At 72.4% G+C, this 16,229-nt stretch carries 16 protein-coding genes; 11 read left to right on the plus strand and 5 right to left on the minus strand.

Translation table 11 applies throughout. From position 1 onward, the window contains the following. The first annotated feature begins 75 nt into the window (after positions 1-75). The gene (locus OG841_RS42140) at positions 76-1,002 is read left to right on the plus strand and encodes a quinone oxidoreductase family protein (RefSeq protein WP_328636547.1); all 927 of its coding nucleotides are present in this window, start codon (positions 76-78) and stop codon (positions 1,000-1,002) included. Continuing rightward, complete coding sequence (locus OG841_RS42145) at positions 999-1,709, plus strand: GNAT family N-acetyltransferase (RefSeq protein WP_328636546.1); 711 nt, start codon at positions 999-1,001, stop codon at positions 1,707-1,709. Before OG841_RS42140 ends, OG841_RS42145 begins: the two co-directional genes overlap by 4 nt. A 6-nt stretch (positions 1,710-1,715) precedes the next feature. Here the strand turns inward: OG841_RS42145 and OG841_RS42150 are convergent, their stop codons facing one another. Continuing rightward, positions 1,716-2,144, minus strand: coding sequence for a MarR family winged helix-turn-helix transcriptional regulator (locus OG841_RS42150; RefSeq protein ID WP_328636545.1), 429 nt, complete (start codon positions 2,142-2,144; stop codon positions 1,716-1,718). 217 nt (positions 2,145-2,361) lie between these two features. Between OG841_RS42150 and OG841_RS42155 the strand changes: the two genes are divergently transcribed. Beyond that, positions 2,362-3,153 carry a putative protein N(5)-glutamine methyltransferase gene (locus OG841_RS42155; RefSeq protein ID WP_328636544.1) on the plus strand — a complete coding sequence of 264 codons (792 nt, stop codon included), beginning with the start codon at positions 2,362-2,364 and terminating at the stop codon, positions 3,151-3,153. 345 nt (positions 3,154-3,498) lie between these two features. Here the strand turns inward: OG841_RS42155 and OG841_RS42160 are convergent, their stop codons facing one another. Beyond that, positions 3,499-5,580 carry a SpoIIE family protein phosphatase gene (locus OG841_RS42160; RefSeq protein ID WP_328636543.1) on the minus strand — a complete coding sequence of 694 codons (2,082 nt, stop codon included), beginning with the start codon at positions 5,578-5,580 and terminating at the stop codon, positions 3,499-3,501. 261 nt (positions 5,581-5,841) lie between these two features. On the opposite strand from OG841_RS42160, the gene OG841_RS42165 reads away from it, so the two are divergent. The 4 genes from OG841_RS42165 to OG841_RS42180 all read left to right on the plus strand — a co-directional run bounded on the left by OG841_RS42165 (position 5,842) and on the right by OG841_RS42180 (position 8,899). Beyond that, complete coding sequence (locus tag OG841_RS42165; protein WP_365116928.1) at positions 5,842-6,717, plus strand: hypothetical protein; 876 nt, start codon at positions 5,842-5,844, stop codon at positions 6,715-6,717. A 179-nt stretch (positions 6,718-6,896) separates the two neighbouring features. Then, the gene (locus tag OG841_RS42170; RefSeq protein WP_328636541.1) at positions 6,897-8,132 is read left to right on the plus strand and encodes a cation:proton antiporter; all 1,236 of its coding nucleotides are present in this window, start codon (positions 6,897-6,899) and stop codon (positions 8,130-8,132) included. Positions 8,133-8,153: 21 nt separating this feature from the next. Continuing rightward, on the plus strand, positions 8,154-8,423 hold the full coding sequence (locus OG841_RS42175) for a DUF3040 domain-containing protein (RefSeq protein WP_328636540.1): 270 nt from the start codon (positions 8,154-8,156) through the stop codon (positions 8,421-8,423). 107 nt (positions 8,424-8,530) lie between these two features. Further along, entirely contained in the window at positions 8,531-8,899 is a 369-nt protein-coding gene (locus OG841_RS42180; RefSeq protein WP_280855678.1) for a hypothetical protein, read from the plus strand. Positions 8,900-8,979: 80 nt separating this feature from the next. Here OG841_RS42180 and OG841_RS42185 read toward each other — a convergent pair whose 3' ends face one another. Then, on the minus strand, positions 8,980-9,747 hold the full coding sequence (locus OG841_RS42185) for an SDR family oxidoreductase (protein WP_328636539.1): 768 nt from the start codon (positions 9,745-9,747) through the stop codon (positions 8,980-8,982). 128 nt (positions 9,748-9,875) lie between these two features. Here OG841_RS42185 and OG841_RS42190 point away from each other — a divergent pair, with 128 nt between their 5' ends. From OG841_RS42190 to OG841_RS42200, 3 genes are all read left to right on the plus strand, one after another. Next, positions 9,876-10,739, plus strand: coding sequence for a helix-turn-helix transcriptional regulator (locus tag OG841_RS42190; protein WP_328636538.1), 864 nt, complete (start codon positions 9,876-9,878; stop codon positions 10,737-10,739). A 108-nt stretch (positions 10,740-10,847) separates the two neighbouring features. Next, on the plus strand, positions 10,848-12,863 hold the full coding sequence (locus OG841_RS42195; protein ID WP_365116935.1) for an NADPH-dependent 2,4-dienoyl-CoA reductase: 2,016 nt from the start codon (positions 10,848-10,850) through the stop codon (positions 12,861-12,863). A gap of 20 nt (positions 12,864-12,883) precedes the next feature. Continuing rightward, positions 12,884-13,426, plus strand: coding sequence for a PadR family transcriptional regulator (locus tag OG841_RS42200; protein WP_371569668.1), 543 nt, complete (start codon positions 12,884-12,886; stop codon positions 13,424-13,426). A 34-nt stretch (positions 13,427-13,460) separates the two neighbouring features. Here OG841_RS42200 and OG841_RS42205 read toward each other — a convergent pair whose 3' ends face one another. Beyond that, complete coding sequence (locus OG841_RS42205) at positions 13,461-14,012, minus strand: hypothetical protein (RefSeq protein WP_328636535.1); 552 nt, start codon at positions 14,010-14,012, stop codon at positions 13,461-13,463. A 167-nt stretch (positions 14,013-14,179) separates the two neighbouring features. Then, positions 14,180-15,169 carry a fibronectin type III domain-containing protein gene (locus OG841_RS42210; RefSeq protein ID WP_371569671.1) on the minus strand — a complete coding sequence of 330 codons (990 nt, stop codon included), beginning with the start codon at positions 15,167-15,169 and terminating at the stop codon, positions 14,180-14,182. 349 nt (positions 15,170-15,518) lie between these two features. Between OG841_RS42210 and OG841_RS42215 the strand changes: the two genes are divergently transcribed. Further along, positions 15,519-16,214, plus strand: coding sequence for a glycoside hydrolase family 75 protein (locus OG841_RS42215; RefSeq protein ID WP_328636533.1), 696 nt, complete (start codon positions 15,519-15,521; stop codon positions 16,212-16,214). Positions 16,215-16,229 lie beyond the last annotated feature (15 nt).

Consider the following 16,229-nt stretch of genomic DNA (forward strand, 5'->3'; position numbering starts at 1 on the left):
CGTCGCGCGCCGCTCCTTGGCGCTGGAGTGCCGGGCCGGTGTCCCGGTGACAGTGCGAGGAGAGCGAGGAAGCAGATGCCCAAGGCGTACGTCTTCACGCGGTACGGCGGACCGGAGACCGAGGCGTTCGTGGACGTGGACCGGCCGAGTCCCGGACCGGGTCAGCTCCTGGTGGCCGTTCGTGCCGCGGGCGTGAACCCCGTGGACTGGAAGATCCGCTCGGGCTACCGGCGACCCGGCGACAGCGCTGACCCGGTCTTCCCCGCGGTACTCGGCAGCGAGGTCTCCGGCGTGGTGGCGGAACTCGGCGAGGGTGTCGAGGGGTTCGCGGTCGGGGACGAGGTCTTCGGTAACACGCTCGGCGGAGGCTACGCCGAGTACACCCTGGTGCCGGTCGACATCGCCGCGCACAAGCCCGCCGAACTGTCCCACCTGGTCGCCGCCACCCTGCCCGTCGCCGCCGCGACCGCCTACGACGGTGTCCGCCAGCTCGATCTGCCCCCGGGCGCGACGCTGCTGGTGACCGGCGCGGGCGGCGGAGTCGGCGCGGCGGCCGTGCAGATCGCCCGTGCCTTCGGGGTCCACGCGGTCGGCGTCGCGAGCGAGGGCAAGAAGGACTTCGTCGAGTCGCTCGGCGCCGACCACGTCTCCTCCGGGCCGGCCTGGCCCGAGCGGGCCCGGGCGGCCGCGCCGGACGGCATCGACGGGGTGTACGACCTCGTCGGCGGTGAAGTGCTCGCCGAGGCCGCCGAGTTGCTCACCGACCGGACGAGGCTGATCACCGCCGGCGCCCCGGAGGAGGACGTGCGGCGGCTGGGCGGTACCCGCGTGGCGCGGGCCCGCAACACGGCCGTACTGGAGGAGGTGGCGCGGCTCGTGCTCACGGGCGACCTGGACCCGCACATCACCGCAACGTTTCCCCTCGACCGTGCCGGCGAGGCGCTGCGCGCGGTCGAGGACGGCCACGCCCGCGGCAAGACGGTCATCGAGGTCGCCCGATGACCGCCGGCGCCCCGCACGTCCTCGACAACCCCGCCCTCGCCTCCCTGACCGGCCCGCACGCCCACTTCGCCGAGAAGCGTGGCCGGGTCCTCCGCTACCCCGTCGACGTCTCGCCGTGGCTGGCCCTGCCCGACGCGCCGGACGCCGGCGACTGGGCCGACCTCGCGGCGCTCGCGGGCCCCGGCGCAGAGGTGCCGCTGACGGCATACGCGGGACAGATCCCGGAGGGCTGGGAGATCACGTTCCACGTCGAGGGCGTGCAACTGGTGGACGACGGCCTCACCACCGCACCCGACCCGGAGGTGGTCCGACTCGGCCCCGCCGACGTCCCCGAGATCCTCGACCTGATCGAACGGACCCGGCCGGGACCCTTCCTGCCGCGCACCATAGAGATGGGCACCTACCTGGGCATACGCCGGGACGGCGCGCTCGTGGCGATGGCGGGGGAGCGGCTGCACCCGCCGGGCTGGACCGAGATCAGCGCGGTCTGCACCGACGCCGCCGTCCGCGGCCAGGGCCTGGCGACCCGGTTGATCCTCGCCGTCGCGCACGGCATACGCGAGCGCGGCGAGACCCCGTTCCTGCACACCGGCGCGAAGAACACCGGTGCCATCCGGCTCTACGAGTCCCTCGGCTTCCGGCTCCGGCGCACCACCGCCTTCCTCGCCGCCCGGGTGCCCGAGCGGTTGCCGGAGGCGGTGTCCTAGACACCGTCAGTCGGACCGCGGCCAGGCGTTGTACCGCACCAGGTACCCGGCGAACCGCTCCAGGTCCTCCGGCGACCAGTCCGCGAGCCGCTCGCCGACGGCCGCGCGGCGACTCACGGTGACCTGGCCCAGGATGTGCCGGCCCGCCTCGGTCAGATGCAGCACCTGGACACGGTGGTCCTCCGGGTCCTGGCGCCGTTCGACGAGGCCGGCCCGCTCCAGGGCGGCGACCTGGCGGCTCACCGTGGACTTGTCCAGGGCGTAGTGGGCGGCCAGGTCGGTGGCGCGGCAGCCGTCGCGCTCCTCCAGATGCCCGAGGAGCGTGTACGACACCAGCGACAGCTCGGGATGCAGACGGCCCGCCGAGGCCCGGGCCCGTCGCGCGAAGACCGTCATCTCGCGCTGGATCGTCTCCACGGACGTTGCTGCTTCCATCGGACCTCCCTCGCAGTACTGGTTGCAGACTACAACTCGTGCCGTTCTGGGGTAGGGTGGCGCTCCGGCTGAGGGCGGTCCCAGCCGTGCGGGACCAAGGAGGTGAGACCCATCAACGCTGTGTCAGATCGGGTGCTCTCTCCTCGAATCGGCGCGGATCACCGCCTGTAGGTGACCGCGGGAGCGCCCTTCGGCTCCCGAAAGGCTCTCGGCTTCCATGCCTTCACTCTCTCCCCGCTTCGCCTCTCCCGACTCCGTCGTCGCCGCACTCCGCGCCGCGGGCTGTGTCTTCGCCGAGGACGAAGCCCGGCTGATCCTCGCCGCCGCCCGCACCCCCGACGAACTGGCCGACATGGTGGACCGCCGGGTCACCGGCCACCCTCTCGAACTCGTCGTCGGCTGGGCGGAGTTCCGCGGACTGCGCATCACGGTGGGCCCCGGCGTCTTCGTGCCCCGCCGTCGCACCGAGTTCCTCGTCGAACAGGCCCTCGCCCAGGCGCCGGACGCCTCGGTCGTCGTGGACCTGTGCTGCGGCTCGGGTGCGGTCGGCGCCGCGCTCGCCGCGGCGCTGGGCCCGGTCGAGCTGCACGCCGCCGACATCGACCCGGCCGCGGTGGACTGCGCCCGCCGCAACACCGCCGACGCGCGCGGGCGGGCCCACACCGGCGACCTCTTCGACGCCCTCCCCGCCGACCTGCGCGGCCGGGTGGACATCCTCGCGGCCAACGTCCCCTACGTCCCCACCGACGAGGTCGCGCTCCTCCCCACCGAGGCTCGCGACCATGAGCCCCTGGTCGCCCTCGACGGCGGCGCGGACGGCCTGGACATCCTGCGCCGCGTCGCCTCTGAGGCCCCTCTTTGGCTCGCCCCCGGCGGCTGCCTCCTCGTCGAGACCAGCGAACGCCAGGCCTCCGTCGCCGTCGACACCTTCACCCACAGCGGCCTCACACCCCGCCTCGCGGTCTCCGAGGAGCTCTACGCCCACGTCGTGATCGGCACCAGGGACTAGGCCGAGCCAGGCGCCCACGTCCCCACGCCCGGCGGCTCGGGCCGGGTGGCGTGCAGATGCTCCCGGAGGGCGGCGAGAGCCGGGTGGGAGGTGTCGGCGCGCCAGATCAGGGAGTGGGGGGAGACCGGCGTGGGCCCGTGCACCGGGATGCGGCGCAGGTCTTGGTTGTCAGAACGCCCTGCGCTCCTCGGCCGGGTCCCCGTGACGCCGGTCTTGCGGGCTGTGGCCGGGAGGTTCGTAGGGCCTGTGGTGCTTCCAGGTGCTGGTGGTGAGGCGGGTGGCGGTCCTGGTGTCGGGGCGGTGAGGTGCTGGGACGCCGTCCGGTACCCGTAACGGCAGGCCCCCTCAGGTCTCAGGCGTCTGCACCCGTGCGATCAACAGCGCCACGTCGTCGGAGTTGTCCGGCTGGTGCAGTGTGCGCAGCAGCAGGTCGCAGACCTCCTCCAGCGGACCGTCGGGGCTGTCGAGCAGATCGAGGAGTGCGTCCAGGCGCTCGTCGAGCGGATGCTGCCGCGTCTCGACGAGACCGTCCGTGTACAGGACGAGCCGGTCGCCGGGTGCGAGGTCGACGGTGGTCGTGGAGAAGGCGACACCGCCCACGCCCAGGGGCGCCCCCGTGGGCAGTTCGAGGAGCTCGGGCGGACGGCCGGGGCGCAGCCGTACCGGAGGCAGGTGCCCGGCGTTGGCGATCCGGCACTGTCCGAGCCGCGGATCGTACACGGCGTAGACGCAGGTGGCGATGGAGTGGTCCAGGTCCTCGGTGATCCGGTCGAGGTGTTCGAGGAGCTTGGCCGGGTCGAGGTCGAGGGAGGCCAGGGTGTTCGTCGCGGTGCGCAGCCGGCCCATGGTCGCGGCGGCGGTGATGCCGCTGCCCATCACGTCACCCACGACGAGGGCGGTCTTGCCCTCGCCCAGCGGGATCACGTCGAACCAGTCGCCGCCGACCTCGGCGGTGGCGCCCGCGGGCTGGTAGCGCGAGGCGACCTCCAGGCCGCCGGTCACGGAGGGGTGGCTGGGCAGCAGGCTGCGCTGCAGGGTGAGAGCGGTGTTGCGGGCGTCCTGGTACCAGCGGGCGTTGTCGATCTGCACCGCCGCGCGGGCCGCCAGCTCCCGAGCGAGCAGCAGGTCGTCCTCGCCGAACGACTCCGGATGGTGGACGCGCTTGAGGTCGAGGGCGCCGAGCACCTCGCCGCGCGCGATCAGCGGCACGGCCAGATAGGAGTGCACGCCGGCCTTGGCCAGCAGCGCGGCCGCCTCCGGTGAGCGGGCGATCCGGGCGAGGTCGTCGGGCCCGACCTGCGCCACGAGGACCGGGCTTCCCGTGCGTACGCACTCGGTGACCAGGCGATCGGGGGCGTAGCGGGCGACCTGCCCGGGCGGATCGGCCGCGCTCAGAACCTCCGGAGCACCGGCCGCGTCGACGGCCAGGGGACGCATCACGGCGGGCTCGGTGGGGCCGAGGGTGCTGGGTCTGCCCTGCACCACTGCCTCCAGCAGGTCCACGGCCGCCACGTCCGCGAGCTCCGGCACGGCCACGTCGGCCAGCTCACGGGCGGTACGGTCCAGGTCGAGGGTGGTGCCTATACGGGCGGAGGCGTCGGCGACGAGCGCGAGGCGGCGCCGGGCCGTCTCGGCCTCCACGGTCGCCAGATGCTGCTCGGTGACGTCCAGCACCGAGCCCGCAACTCCCAGGACGGTCCCCAGCGCGTCCTCGAGGCGGTACAGCGAGACCGACCAGGCGTGCTCCCGGTCCGGGTCCGCGGGCGTGTAACCGACCGTGTGCTGGTCGACGAGTGGTGTGCCGGTGCGCAGCACCTCGCGGGCGGCGGCCTCGAAGGCGGCCACGTCGAGATGCGGCAGGACCTCGCCGATCTTCCGCCCGACGTGTTCCTCGGCCGGTACGCCGTTCAGCTGCTCCAGGGCCGGATTCACCGAGACGTACCGCAGCTCGGTGTCCAGCACGGCCAGCCCGATCGGCGACTGCGAGATCATGCGCGTCGAGAGCGCCACGTCCCGCTCCAGCCGGCGCACGGTCTGCTGGTCGGCGCACAGCCCCAGTGCGTAGACGTCCCCGTGGTCGTCCAGCAGCCGCATGTTGCGGAACTCGACCAGCTTGGTGCCGCCGTCCTTGCGCCGGATGGGGAAGGCGCCGGCCCAGCTCTGCCCGGTCTCCATGACGTCGGCGAACAGCTTGACGACCAGGTCGGCATGCTGTTCGTGGATCATCAGATGCGCCGCGTACTGCCCCAGCGCCTCCCGCGCGGTGTAGCCGAACAGCTCCTCGGCCTGTGGGCTCCACAGCACGATGCGCCCCTCGGCGTCCAGCACCACCGAGGCCATGCCCAACTCGTCGAGCAGCCCGCTCGGCCGTACCGCCCCGCGCGGGGGCTCTGCGCCCTCGGCCGCGGGTATTCCGGCTGCACCCATTGCACGAACCGCCTTAGACCGTCCTCGCGGCACGCCGTACCCCCGTGCCGACTCCCCTTGTTCTACCGCGCTCAACCGTCTCCGTGACCACGCGGTCGTGTTCTTCCACCATCCCTCAACACGGGGGCGCGCGTCCGGTGAAGTCCGATGGGGTGACGAAGGCCGCTCATTCATTCGATTGGCCTGTACATGACTGCCATGGGGGCGCCAGACTGTCCGCCGTCCCACCTCACCCCGCTCCAGGAGCCTCAGGAGTCCTCCATGCCCCTGCGCGCCGGACAGCGTTGTCACGCGCTCCTCGCCGCCCTCGTCACCCTCACCGCGACAGCCCTCCTCGCCGCCGCCCCACCGGCCTCCGCCGCCGACACCTGGACGGAGACCGGCTCCGACCGCGCCGACCCGCTCACCGAGAGCCAGGGCCTGACCTCGGTCGAGGTCCCCGCCGGAGCCGCCAACCGGTACACCGGCATCGGCACCATCCCCATCGGCGTCTCCACCCGCGGCTGGAACCACGTGGGCGACCCCGACGCCTCCTACGACGGCCACTACATCGAGCCCTACCAGGCCGACTCCGGCACCGCGAAGATGTACCGCGTGCAGGCCCCGGACGGGACCTGGTCCGAGTACGTCCACACGCTCGGCTCCGGCGAGGCGCTCAACAACTCCTGGGTCGCGATCTCACCTGACGGACAGTGGATGCTCTCCGGTGAGTGGGGCACCATGACCCGCTTCCTGGTCTTCCCCACGCCCGGCGTCAACGCGAGCACCTCGCCCTCGGCGAACCTCCCGCAGGCGGCCGGCGTCACCCTCGACCACGCCGTCCGCGACGTACAGGGCTGCGACTTCCTGAGCGCCACCCAGCTGCTGTGCTCCTCCGACGACCCGGCGGGCACGCTCTTCGGCTACACCAAGCCGCTCCTCCAGATCGACCTGTCCGCCGCCCCGACCGGCTCGGCGAACGTCACCGGCCATGTCACGGCACTGCGCCAACTGCCCCTCAGGAGTTCCTGCTCGGGCGGGTTCGAGGCGGAGGGCATCGACTACGACCGCCGTACCGGAACCCTGCGTGTGATCGTCGTCTCACCGGGCTTCTGTGTGCTGACGGACAGCAAGACGTACCGCTTCACCAGGAGTTGAGCCCTTCACGGGCGGGTGCCGGCCCTCGCGAACATGAGGGTCGGCACCGATGGCGGGGCCCTGCGGCCGGATGCGACGGTGACACGAACACCCCCCCCCGACAGACAAAGGGAGATCCCGCATCCACCCCCGTGAAGCACAGCACGCACGTCCTTCTGCGCCCTCGCGGGAGGTGAACCATGGGACACGCTGACACCCTGCTCGCCATGGGCGGCGCCTTCCTGGCCGCCGCGTTCCTCGCCCGCCTCGGCGGCCGGATCGGACTGCCGACCATCCCGCTGTTCATGCTCGCCGGCATCCTGCTCGGCCCGCACACCCCTGGCCTCGTCCTCGTCGAGGACGCGCACGACTTCGAGATGCTCTCCGCGCTCGGCCTGGTGCTGCTGCTGTTCTACCTGGGCCTGGAGTTCCACGTCGACGACCTGCGCACCGGCGGCAGGCGCCTGCTCGCCGCGGGCGGCATCTACCTCCTGGCGAACGTCGGCGCCGGTCTCGGCTTCGGGTTCGCCCTGGGCTGGGGGACCCGGGAGGCACTGGTGCTCGCCGGGGTCCTCGGCATCTCCTCCTCCGCGATCGTCACCAAGATCCTCATCGACCTGGGGCGGATCGGCCGCCCCGAGACCCGGCTGATCCTCGGCGTGATCGTGGTGGAGGACATCTTCCTCGCGCTCTACCTCGCCGCGCTCCAGCCGGTCATCAGCGGCGCGCGCGGGCCGATGGAGGTGCTCCTGCAAGCGGGCAAGGCCTTCGGGTTCCTGCTGGTGCTGGCCGCCGCCGCCCGGTACGGGACGCGCTGGATCGGTCGGCTGATCCACGTCCGGGACAACGAACTCCTGGTCATCAGCTTCCTCGGCGCCGCGGTCCTCGTCGCCGGTGTGTCCGAGGTCCTCGGCGTAGCCGACGCCATCGGTGCCTTCATGGTGGGCCTGATCCTGGCCGGCACGCCCTCCGGACCCCGCATCCGCCGACTGGTGCACCCGCTGCGCGACGCCTTCGCCGCGATCTTCTTCTTCGCCTTCGGGCTGTCCATCGACCCCGGGGTCGTCACATCCGTCGCCGGACCCGTCGCTGCCGCGGCGGCCGTGACCATCGTGATGAACGTCGTCGCCGGACTGCTCGTCGCCCGTCTCTACGGCTACGGCGCCCATCCCGCGGCCGACATCGCCACGACCCTCGTGGCCCGGGGGGAGTTCGCCCTGATCCTCGGCGCGATGGCGGCGAGTGCGGGACTCGACGCACGTCTGGCGCCGTTCATCGCCGGGTATGTCCTTGTCCTGGCCGTTCTCGGCCCGGTGGCCGCGGGGCGGGCCCATCTGCTGGCCCGGGTGCTGGGGTCACGTCGCGCCCGGGAGCAGGGGGACGACGTCACAACGGAGCCGGTTTCGCTCGCGGTGGGGGCTGACGCCGAACGGTAGGGCCCGTGCGAAGGAGGAGTCATGCGCCAGCCCGACGACGAACACCTGGTCGAACTCGCGGCACGGCTGGAGCGTGACGACCCACGGTTCGCTCGCGCACTGGGGTCGGGCCGCCCCGCCCGGCCCCGCGAGTACCGGCGCACCCGCGCCTGGGGGAGCCTCGCCGTCGCGGTGAGCCTCCTGGCCGCGGGGATGGCTCTGCCCGAGGGAATTCTGGTGGCCGCGGGCCTGGTGCTCGCCGGTATCGCCGTCCCCTTGTTCGACCCGCACCGGGATCGCCCGCCTCGCTGACCCCCGCCGCCGGTAGTGCTCCGCGAAAGGTGGTGCTTTTCTGAGGGTGTGGCGCGGTTCGCGGGGAACCCGGCGGTCCGGTCATCGCCATGAGAGGAGCGATCACGATGGATCGTGAGCGAGCGCACGAGGAGTCCGTCTCCCTGGAGATCAGCGGTTGCAGCAAGGAGGACGCCCGGATCGTCTTCGACACGCTGGCCGCGTGCTTCGAGTCGGACCGGGGTACCGACGAGGTGCCGCAGCAGCTTCATGAGTCGCGGCCGATGGTGTGGCTGGGGACGTTCGAAGTGACGGAAGCGCGTTCATGTCCGCCGCCGGCGCCGTTGTCGTCCTCTGTCGAGGCCGACGCGCAGGGAGGTTACTGGGCCATCGAGAGGCTGCGGACGACGTTGGACTCGATGTTCACGGTGCGGGACCTCGCGTCCGCGTCGGGCGATCAGGAGCGGGAGCTGCATGTGCGGCTCGAGAGTCGTTGACGGGTTGTTGATTGTCTACGGCGCCCGGTGGCCGGCCGCGCCCTCTTCGCACCCCGCGGGCGCGACCGGCCACCCTGTGATCAGCCCTGCCGCACCGGCACCACCACCAACTCGGCGACGTTGACGTTCGGCGGGGCCGCGACGGAGAACGCGATGGCCTCGGCGATGTCCGGCGCGGTCAGGGGCTCGAGGTCGGTGCGCATGCGGGACAAGGACGCGCGTGTCTCGTCGTCCCGCATGCCCGCGCCCAGTTCGGTGGTGGTGACCCCGGGCTCGATGTTCTTCACGCGGACGCCGCGCGGCCCGAGTTCGGCGCGCAGATTGCGCGTGAGGTGGGCGACGGCCGCCTTGGTGGCGCAGTAGACGGACCAGTCGGGGAAGAGGAGGTGGCCGCCCACGGAGCCGACGTGGACGAGGTCCGCCGGGCCGCCGCGCGAGGCCGATGCCAGGAGGTCGTCCGTGAAGGCGCGGGAGGTGTGCAGCAGACCGCGCAGGTTGACGTCGATCATGCGATCCCACTCGTCGGTCCCGGCCCGCTCGAAGGGGGCCCCGAGCATGACGCCGGCGTTGGCCACGACCAGGTCGACGGCGCCGAGCGCTCCGGTGACGGTCCCGGCCGCTTCCGTGACGGCCGCGGCGTCGGTCAGGTCCACGGCGACGGGCAGGACCGATCCGGTGGCCGTGCCGCGCAACTCGTCGGCGAGTGCCTTGAGGCGGTCCTCGCGGCGGCCCAGCAGCGCGACGCTCGCTCCGCCGGCGGCGAGGCGCCTCGCCGTGGCCGCGCCGATCCCGCTGGTGGCGCCGGTCACGACCGCGACGCGGTGGTGGAGGTTCCAGGTGTGTGTCATGCCGTCAACGGTGGGACCCGCCCTGGCCCGTGACCAGGCCGTATCACCCAGAGGAGAACGGATCGTAGGAGTACCGCGGCCACCTTGCGGACTCCCGTGGGCCCGTGACCGGACCTAGGGTCGACGGCATGGACAGTGACAACCGGCTCGGCCTCTTCCTGCGTGCCAGGCGTGCCCTCGTCCGGCCCGAGGACGTGGGGCTGTCGGCCGGGAGCCGGCGCCGGGTGGCGGGCCTGCGCCGCGAAGAGGTCGCGGTGCTGGCCGGAGTCAGCACCGACTACTACGTCCGCCTGGAGCAGGGACGCGAGCGGAACCCCTCGGCGCAGGTGATCGAGGCGCTGGCACGCGTCCTGGGCCTGGAGGAGGACGCCGTCGACCACCTGCACCGGCTGGCGCGCCCCGTGGCCGGCCGTGCCCAGGACCGTCCGCACCCCCAGGCGGTCAGCCCCGCCCTGCTGCGGATGATGGAGGGCTGGCACCGCACGCCGGCAGTGGTCCTGGACCAGTGCCTGACCGTGCTGGCCCACAACGTCCTCGGTGGCGCGCTGTTCGCCGGTCACACCCACAGCGGTGACCTGCTGCGGCTGGTCTTCCTCGACCCGGACGCCCGGCAGTTCTACCCGGACTGGGAGCCCGTGGCGGTGAACACCGTGGCCGCGCTGCGGGCCGCCGCCGCAGCCGGGCACGAGAATCCGCGGCTGTTCGCCACGGTCGGCGAACTGTCGCTGCGCAGCGAGGAGTTCCGCAGGCTCTGGGCCCGCCATGACATCCGCCGCAAGACCCGCGAGAGCAAACGCTTCGGGCATCCACTGGTCGGCGAACTGACCCTGGAATACGAGTCCTTGACCGTCAACAGCGCCCCGGGCCAGCAGTTGGTCGTCTACCAGGCCGATCCGGGCAGCCCGTCCGAGCAGGCGCTCTCCCTGCTGGGGAGTCTCGCCGCGGACGCGGCTCACTCCGACGAGGCCGCCGACAAGGACACATACACCTGAGGGCGCCGACGTGGTCCGGATCACCCCACCCCGGTTGTGCAACTAGTTGCACAAAGATGGTGCGGTCCTCTACAACAAAGGGGCACGAGACCGCGACGGAGGGGCCCCATGAGCCGTTACCCGCACCTGCTGAACCCGCTCGACCTGGGCTTCACCACGCTGCCCAACCGCGTCCTGATGGGCTCCATGCACGTGGGCCTGGAGGAGGCCGAGCGCGGCTTCGAGCGCATGGCCGCCTTCTACGCGGAACGAGCGCGCGGGGGAGTGGGCCTGATCGTCACCGGCGGCATCGCGCCCAACGAGGAGGGGCGGCCCGCCGAGGGCGGCGCCAAGCTCACCACGGACGCGGAGGCCGAGCAGCACCGGACCATCACCGAGGCCGTGCACCGCGAGGGCGGCCGGATCGCGATGCAGATCCTGCACTTCGGCCGGTACGCCTACCACCAGGACCTCGTCGCCCCGAGCCCCCTCCAGGCGCCGATCAGCCCCTTCGTGCCCCGCGAGCTCACCGACGCCGACGTCGAGCGGACCATCGGCGACTACGCCCGCGCCGCCCGCCTCGCCCGGCAGGCCGGCTACGACGGCGTGGAGATCATGGGCTCAGAGGGCTACCTCATCAACGAGTTCATCGCCGCGCAGACCAACCACCGCACCGACCGCTGGGGCGGGTCGTACGAGAACCGCATGCGCTTGCCCGTGGAGATCGTGCGGCGGGTGCGCGAGGCCGTCGGTGAGGACTTCATCATCGTCTACCGGCTGTCCATGCTGGACCTCGTCCCGGGCGGCTCGACGCTGGACGAGGTGATCACGCTCGCCCAGGCCGTCGAGGCCGCCGGGGCCACGATCATCAACACCGGCATCGGCTGGCACGAGGCCCGCATCCCCACCATCGCGACCTCGGTGCCGCGCGGTGCCTACACATGGGTGACGAAGCGGCTCATGGGCGCGGTGTCGATCCCGCTCGTCACCACCAACCGCATCAACACCCCCGAGCTGGCCGAGGAGTTGCTCGCCGACGGGTTTGCGGACATGGTGTCGATGGCCCGCCCGATGCTCGCCGACCCGGAGTTCGTGAACAAGGCGGCCGAGGGCCGCCCCGAGGCCATCAACACCTGCATCGGCTGCAACCAGGCCTGTCTCGACCACACCTTCAGGGGGAAGATCACCTCCTGCCTGGTCAACCCGCGCGCCTGCCACGAGACCGAGCTGGTGCTGGCCCCGACCCGGCTGCGCAAGCGCGTTGCGGTCGTCGGAGCCGGCCCGGCGGGCCTCGCCTGCGCGGTCTCCGCCGCCGAACGCGGCCATGACGTCACGCTCTTCGACGCCGCGAGCGAGATCGGCGGCCAGCTCAACGTGGCCCGCCGGGTCCCCGGCAAGCAGGAGTTCGACGAGACGATCCGCTACTTCCGCCACCAGCTCGACGCCCACGGCGTGGACGTACGGCTGAACACCCCCGTGGACGCGGGGGACTTGTCCGCCTACGACGAGGTCGTCGTCGCCACCGGCGTCACCCCGCGCACCCCCGACATCCCGGGCGTCGACCACCCCAGCGTGATCGGCTACCTCGACGTCCTGCGCGACGGCGCCCCCGTCGGCGACCGGGTGGCGATCCTCGGCGCCGGGGGCATCGGCTTCGACGTCGCCGAGTTCCTCACCGACGGCGGCGACAAGGCGCACGAGAACCCCGAGACGTACTTCCGCCAGTGGGGCGTCGACATGGACTACACGGCACCCGGCGGACTCGCGGCCCCCGAACGCCCCGCCCCGCCGCGCACCGTGCACCTCCTCCAGCGCAAGACCAGCAAGGTCGGCGCCGGACTCGGCAAGACCACCGGCTGGATCCACCGCACCGAGCTCAAGCACCGGGGCGTCACCATGGTCCCGGGGGCGCGCTACGACCGTATCGACGACGCCGGACTGCATCTCACCGTCGGCGAGGAGAGCATGGTCCTGGAGGTCGACACCGTCGTGCTGTGCACCGGGCAGGATCCGCGCCGGGACCTGTACGAGGAGCTCGTCGCCGCGGGCCGCAGCGCGCACCTGATCGGCGGGGCCGACGTGGCCGCCGAGCTGGACGCCAAGCGGGCGATCAAGCAGGGCACCGAGGTCGCGGCCGCCCTCTAGGGCGTCCCTAGGATGACTCCATGTCACTCCCGCACGCGATCCTCACCGCTCTGCTCGAAAGGCCGTCGGCGGGGCTGGATCTGACCCGTCGGTTCGACAGGTCGATCGGCTACTTCTGGTCGGCCTCGCACCAGCAGATCTATCGCGAGCTGGGAAAACTCGAGGCCGAGGGCCTGATCCGGGCCCTGCCCGCGGCTCAGCCGACCCGCGGGCAGAAGAAGAGCTACGAGGTCCTGCCGGCGGGCCGCGCCGAACTCGAACGCTGGACGGCCGCGGCGCAGGACCCCAAGCCGCACCGGGACACGCTGCTGTTGCGTCTGCGCGCGGCGGCCGTCGTCGGCACGGAGGGCCTCGAAGCCGACCTGCGCCGCCATCTCGACCTGCACCGGCGGCAGTTGGCCGAGTACGAGGAGATCGAGAAGCGCGACTTCCCGGCCGGGAACGACAGCGCGCAGGCCAGGCTTCAGCACCTGGTCCTGCGCGCGGGCATCGAACTGGAGACCTTCTGGACGCAGTGGCTCACCGAGGCCCTTGAGGAGTTCGCCGACCTCCCGGACAACTGAAGGCCTTCCGGAGGCGTAGGGCCGCCGAACGTTTTCAGAGGCGGTACGGCCGCGACCGGCGACGCAGGAACCAGGCCGCGGCCACCCCGCCGACCGCCACCAGGCCGCCGCCGACTGCCAGCGTCAGGGTGCCGTAGTCCTTGGTGGCGCCGCCCAGGCCGCCCATGACACCGCGGGACGGCGAGGCCGTGGCCGTCGCCGAGATCGTGGGCGTCGCGGCCCCCGAGACGATGATCGACTGGGTGCCCGCGGTGCTGTTGTTGAAGGCGCACCTCACGATGACGGTGTACGTCCCGGGGCTCACGCTCGACCAGGCCGCGGACTGCAGCGAAGTGGTTCCCGACAGGGCCACCTGGCGGCCCTGGCTGAAGTTCGCCTGGCTGCTGGTGAGAAGCGAGGCGGTGCCCCAGCCGCCGGTGGGCGCGGTGCGGGAGCATGCCGTGGTCGTGACGGAGACCGTGGATCCGGAGGTGCTCACGGAGATGCCCGACGCGGCCGCGGCCGGCCCGGCGGTCAGGGCGAGCGGCAGCGCGGCGACGGCCGCGACGGTCAGGCCGGAGCGGAGAAGAAGCTGAGTAGTGCGCATGGACTGCCCTCCGGCGGCACGGTTGGCGGTACATCCGTGGCGCCGCCGAGGTGGGGGAAGGGCCGTGCTGCCTCAGGGAGAGCCAACGCGCACACGGGTCGGCCCGCATGCGGAGCGCCGCCGGGCAGGTGACGGGTTCCCTCGTACGGCGCAGGCGTGAGGAGCCGTCACCCGTCACCGGCAGGGCCCGTCGTCACCGTCCTTTCGGCCGACAGTCCGCCCCAGGTGCCGTCGGGCAGCCGTGCCCGGATCCGCACCCGGTGGCTCTCCCCGGCCTCGCGTCCCAGGTAGAAGCTGTACGTCGCCCTCCCTCGCGGAGGCGTCCCGCCGAACACGAGCGAGGTGGCCGCCCTGCCGTCGAGGTGGACCCGGTACTCCGTGACGACGCCGTCCGTCTCGGGCGGCTCCCAGGCCAGGTCGAGGTAGTACGCGCCGTCGGCCTCCCGCCGCGTGGTCGCGACGAAGTCCGTCGGCGCGGTGCCCCGGCCGTCGTCGCTGCCCGGCGTGGTCAGACGGACGCTGTCCCCGGCCGGCGAGAGGTTGTCGGCCGCGTCCCGGGCCCGGACGGTGAACGAGTAGCGGGTGCCCGGACGCAGCCCGGTGACCACGGCCGCCGTTTGGTCGCCGCCCACACTGTGGATCTTCGTATCGCCCTGGTAGATGTCGTACGACACCACGTCCCGGTCGTCCGCCGAGGCGCCCCACGTCAGCTGGACGGCCCGGCTGCCCGCCGTCCGGCCCCGTGGCTCGCCGGGGCGTGTCGGGGCCGAACGGTCCGCCGCCGTGGCCGCCGGAGTCGTCGCCCGCACCTCCCGGCTGGGTGGACCGAGGCGTCCCTCCCTGTCGCGGGCCCGCACGCTGAAGACATACGGGGTGGCGGGTCTGAGCCTGGTCACATCCACCATGTGCTGTGTACCCGGCACATCCTGGACCTTCGCGGTGCCGCGATCTACCTCGTATCCGTGGATGCCCGCACCGGAGGACACGGCGTTCCACATCACGTGCACGCTGGTCGCGCTGCCCGCCGCGGCGGTGACACCCACGGGTGCGGCGGGCAGCCGGCCGCTCTCGCCGTCGTCGGCTCCGGCCCACGCGCAGGAGGAGAGCAGCGCGAGCAGGGCGCAGAGCAGCGCGGAACGCCGTAGGGGAACGGGCACGTCGCTGCCTCCCCGGTGAGGACATCGCTGCAATGGTCCGGACCAATATGGCGCCGCCGCGTGTTCGTATCAAGAGGGCGGACCGTGTGGGTCGGGCTCGGGAGGGTTACGTAAGCTGAGAGTCCTCACGGCCGAACTCTCCATGAGGAAACCGGAGTTCGCGCTGGTGGCGCGGGCCCCTGTCGTCGCTGTCCCCGCGCCGGTACGGGTGGCCGGGAGGCCCGGGTTCGTCGAGAGCTCGGGCCTCCGGTCCCTGCCCCGTCCGGACCCCTACGGTGGCCGCATCGCTGAGACGGCATCAGATTGGGCTGAGTGCTCGTCGATGCCTCCAAGGAGAGGGTCCCCTATCGTGCGTGTCCAGTCGCTGACGCTGGCCGCGGCAAGCGCCGCCCTGCTCGCCCCGACGACGTCTCCCGCCACGGAGTTCACCGCCGCCCGGCCGGAGTCGGCGGTGCGACGCGAGGGTGATGTCAGGGCCGCCGACCTCCTGGCCAGGGTGCGGGAGTGCGCCCCCGTCTCAGGCGGCCGCTATCGCAGTGACGACGGCACGGCCGCGACCATCCGGGTCTGCGGCACCCGGGAGGCCGTCTTCTGGAAGGCCGACATGGACATCGACTGTGACGGCCGGCCCGGCAGCCACTGCAACCGCCGCACCGACCCGCTGTTCTCCGACGCCACCGCTTACCAGCAGTCCGACGGCCGCTACCTGAGCGCCGAAACCCTGCCGTACATCGTGGTGCCGGCCGCGAGCGGGATCTGGGACTACCGCGAGCACGGGGTGCGCGGCGGCGCGGTCGCGGCCGTCGTGTACGAGGACCGGGTGCAGTACGCCGTCGTCGGGGACGTGGGCCCGGGCCACATCATCGGCGAGGCGTCCTACGCCACCGCGAAGGCCCTCGGGATCCGTTCCGATCCGCGCGGCGGCGGAGCGCCCTCCGGCGTCACCTACATCGTCTTCAAGGACGCGCAGGTGAAGCCGATCGAGGACCATGCCGCCGCCGTCGCGACGGGGGAGCGGCTGGCGAGACTGTTCGTGGGGAAATGACGCGGGGCGAATCCG

Origin of the sequence: Streptomyces canus (genome assembly GCF_041435015.1) — a bacterium.
In the GTDB taxonomy this organism is placed as follows: Bacteria; Actinomycetota; Actinomycetes; order Streptomycetales; family Streptomycetaceae; genus Streptomyces; species Streptomyces canus_G.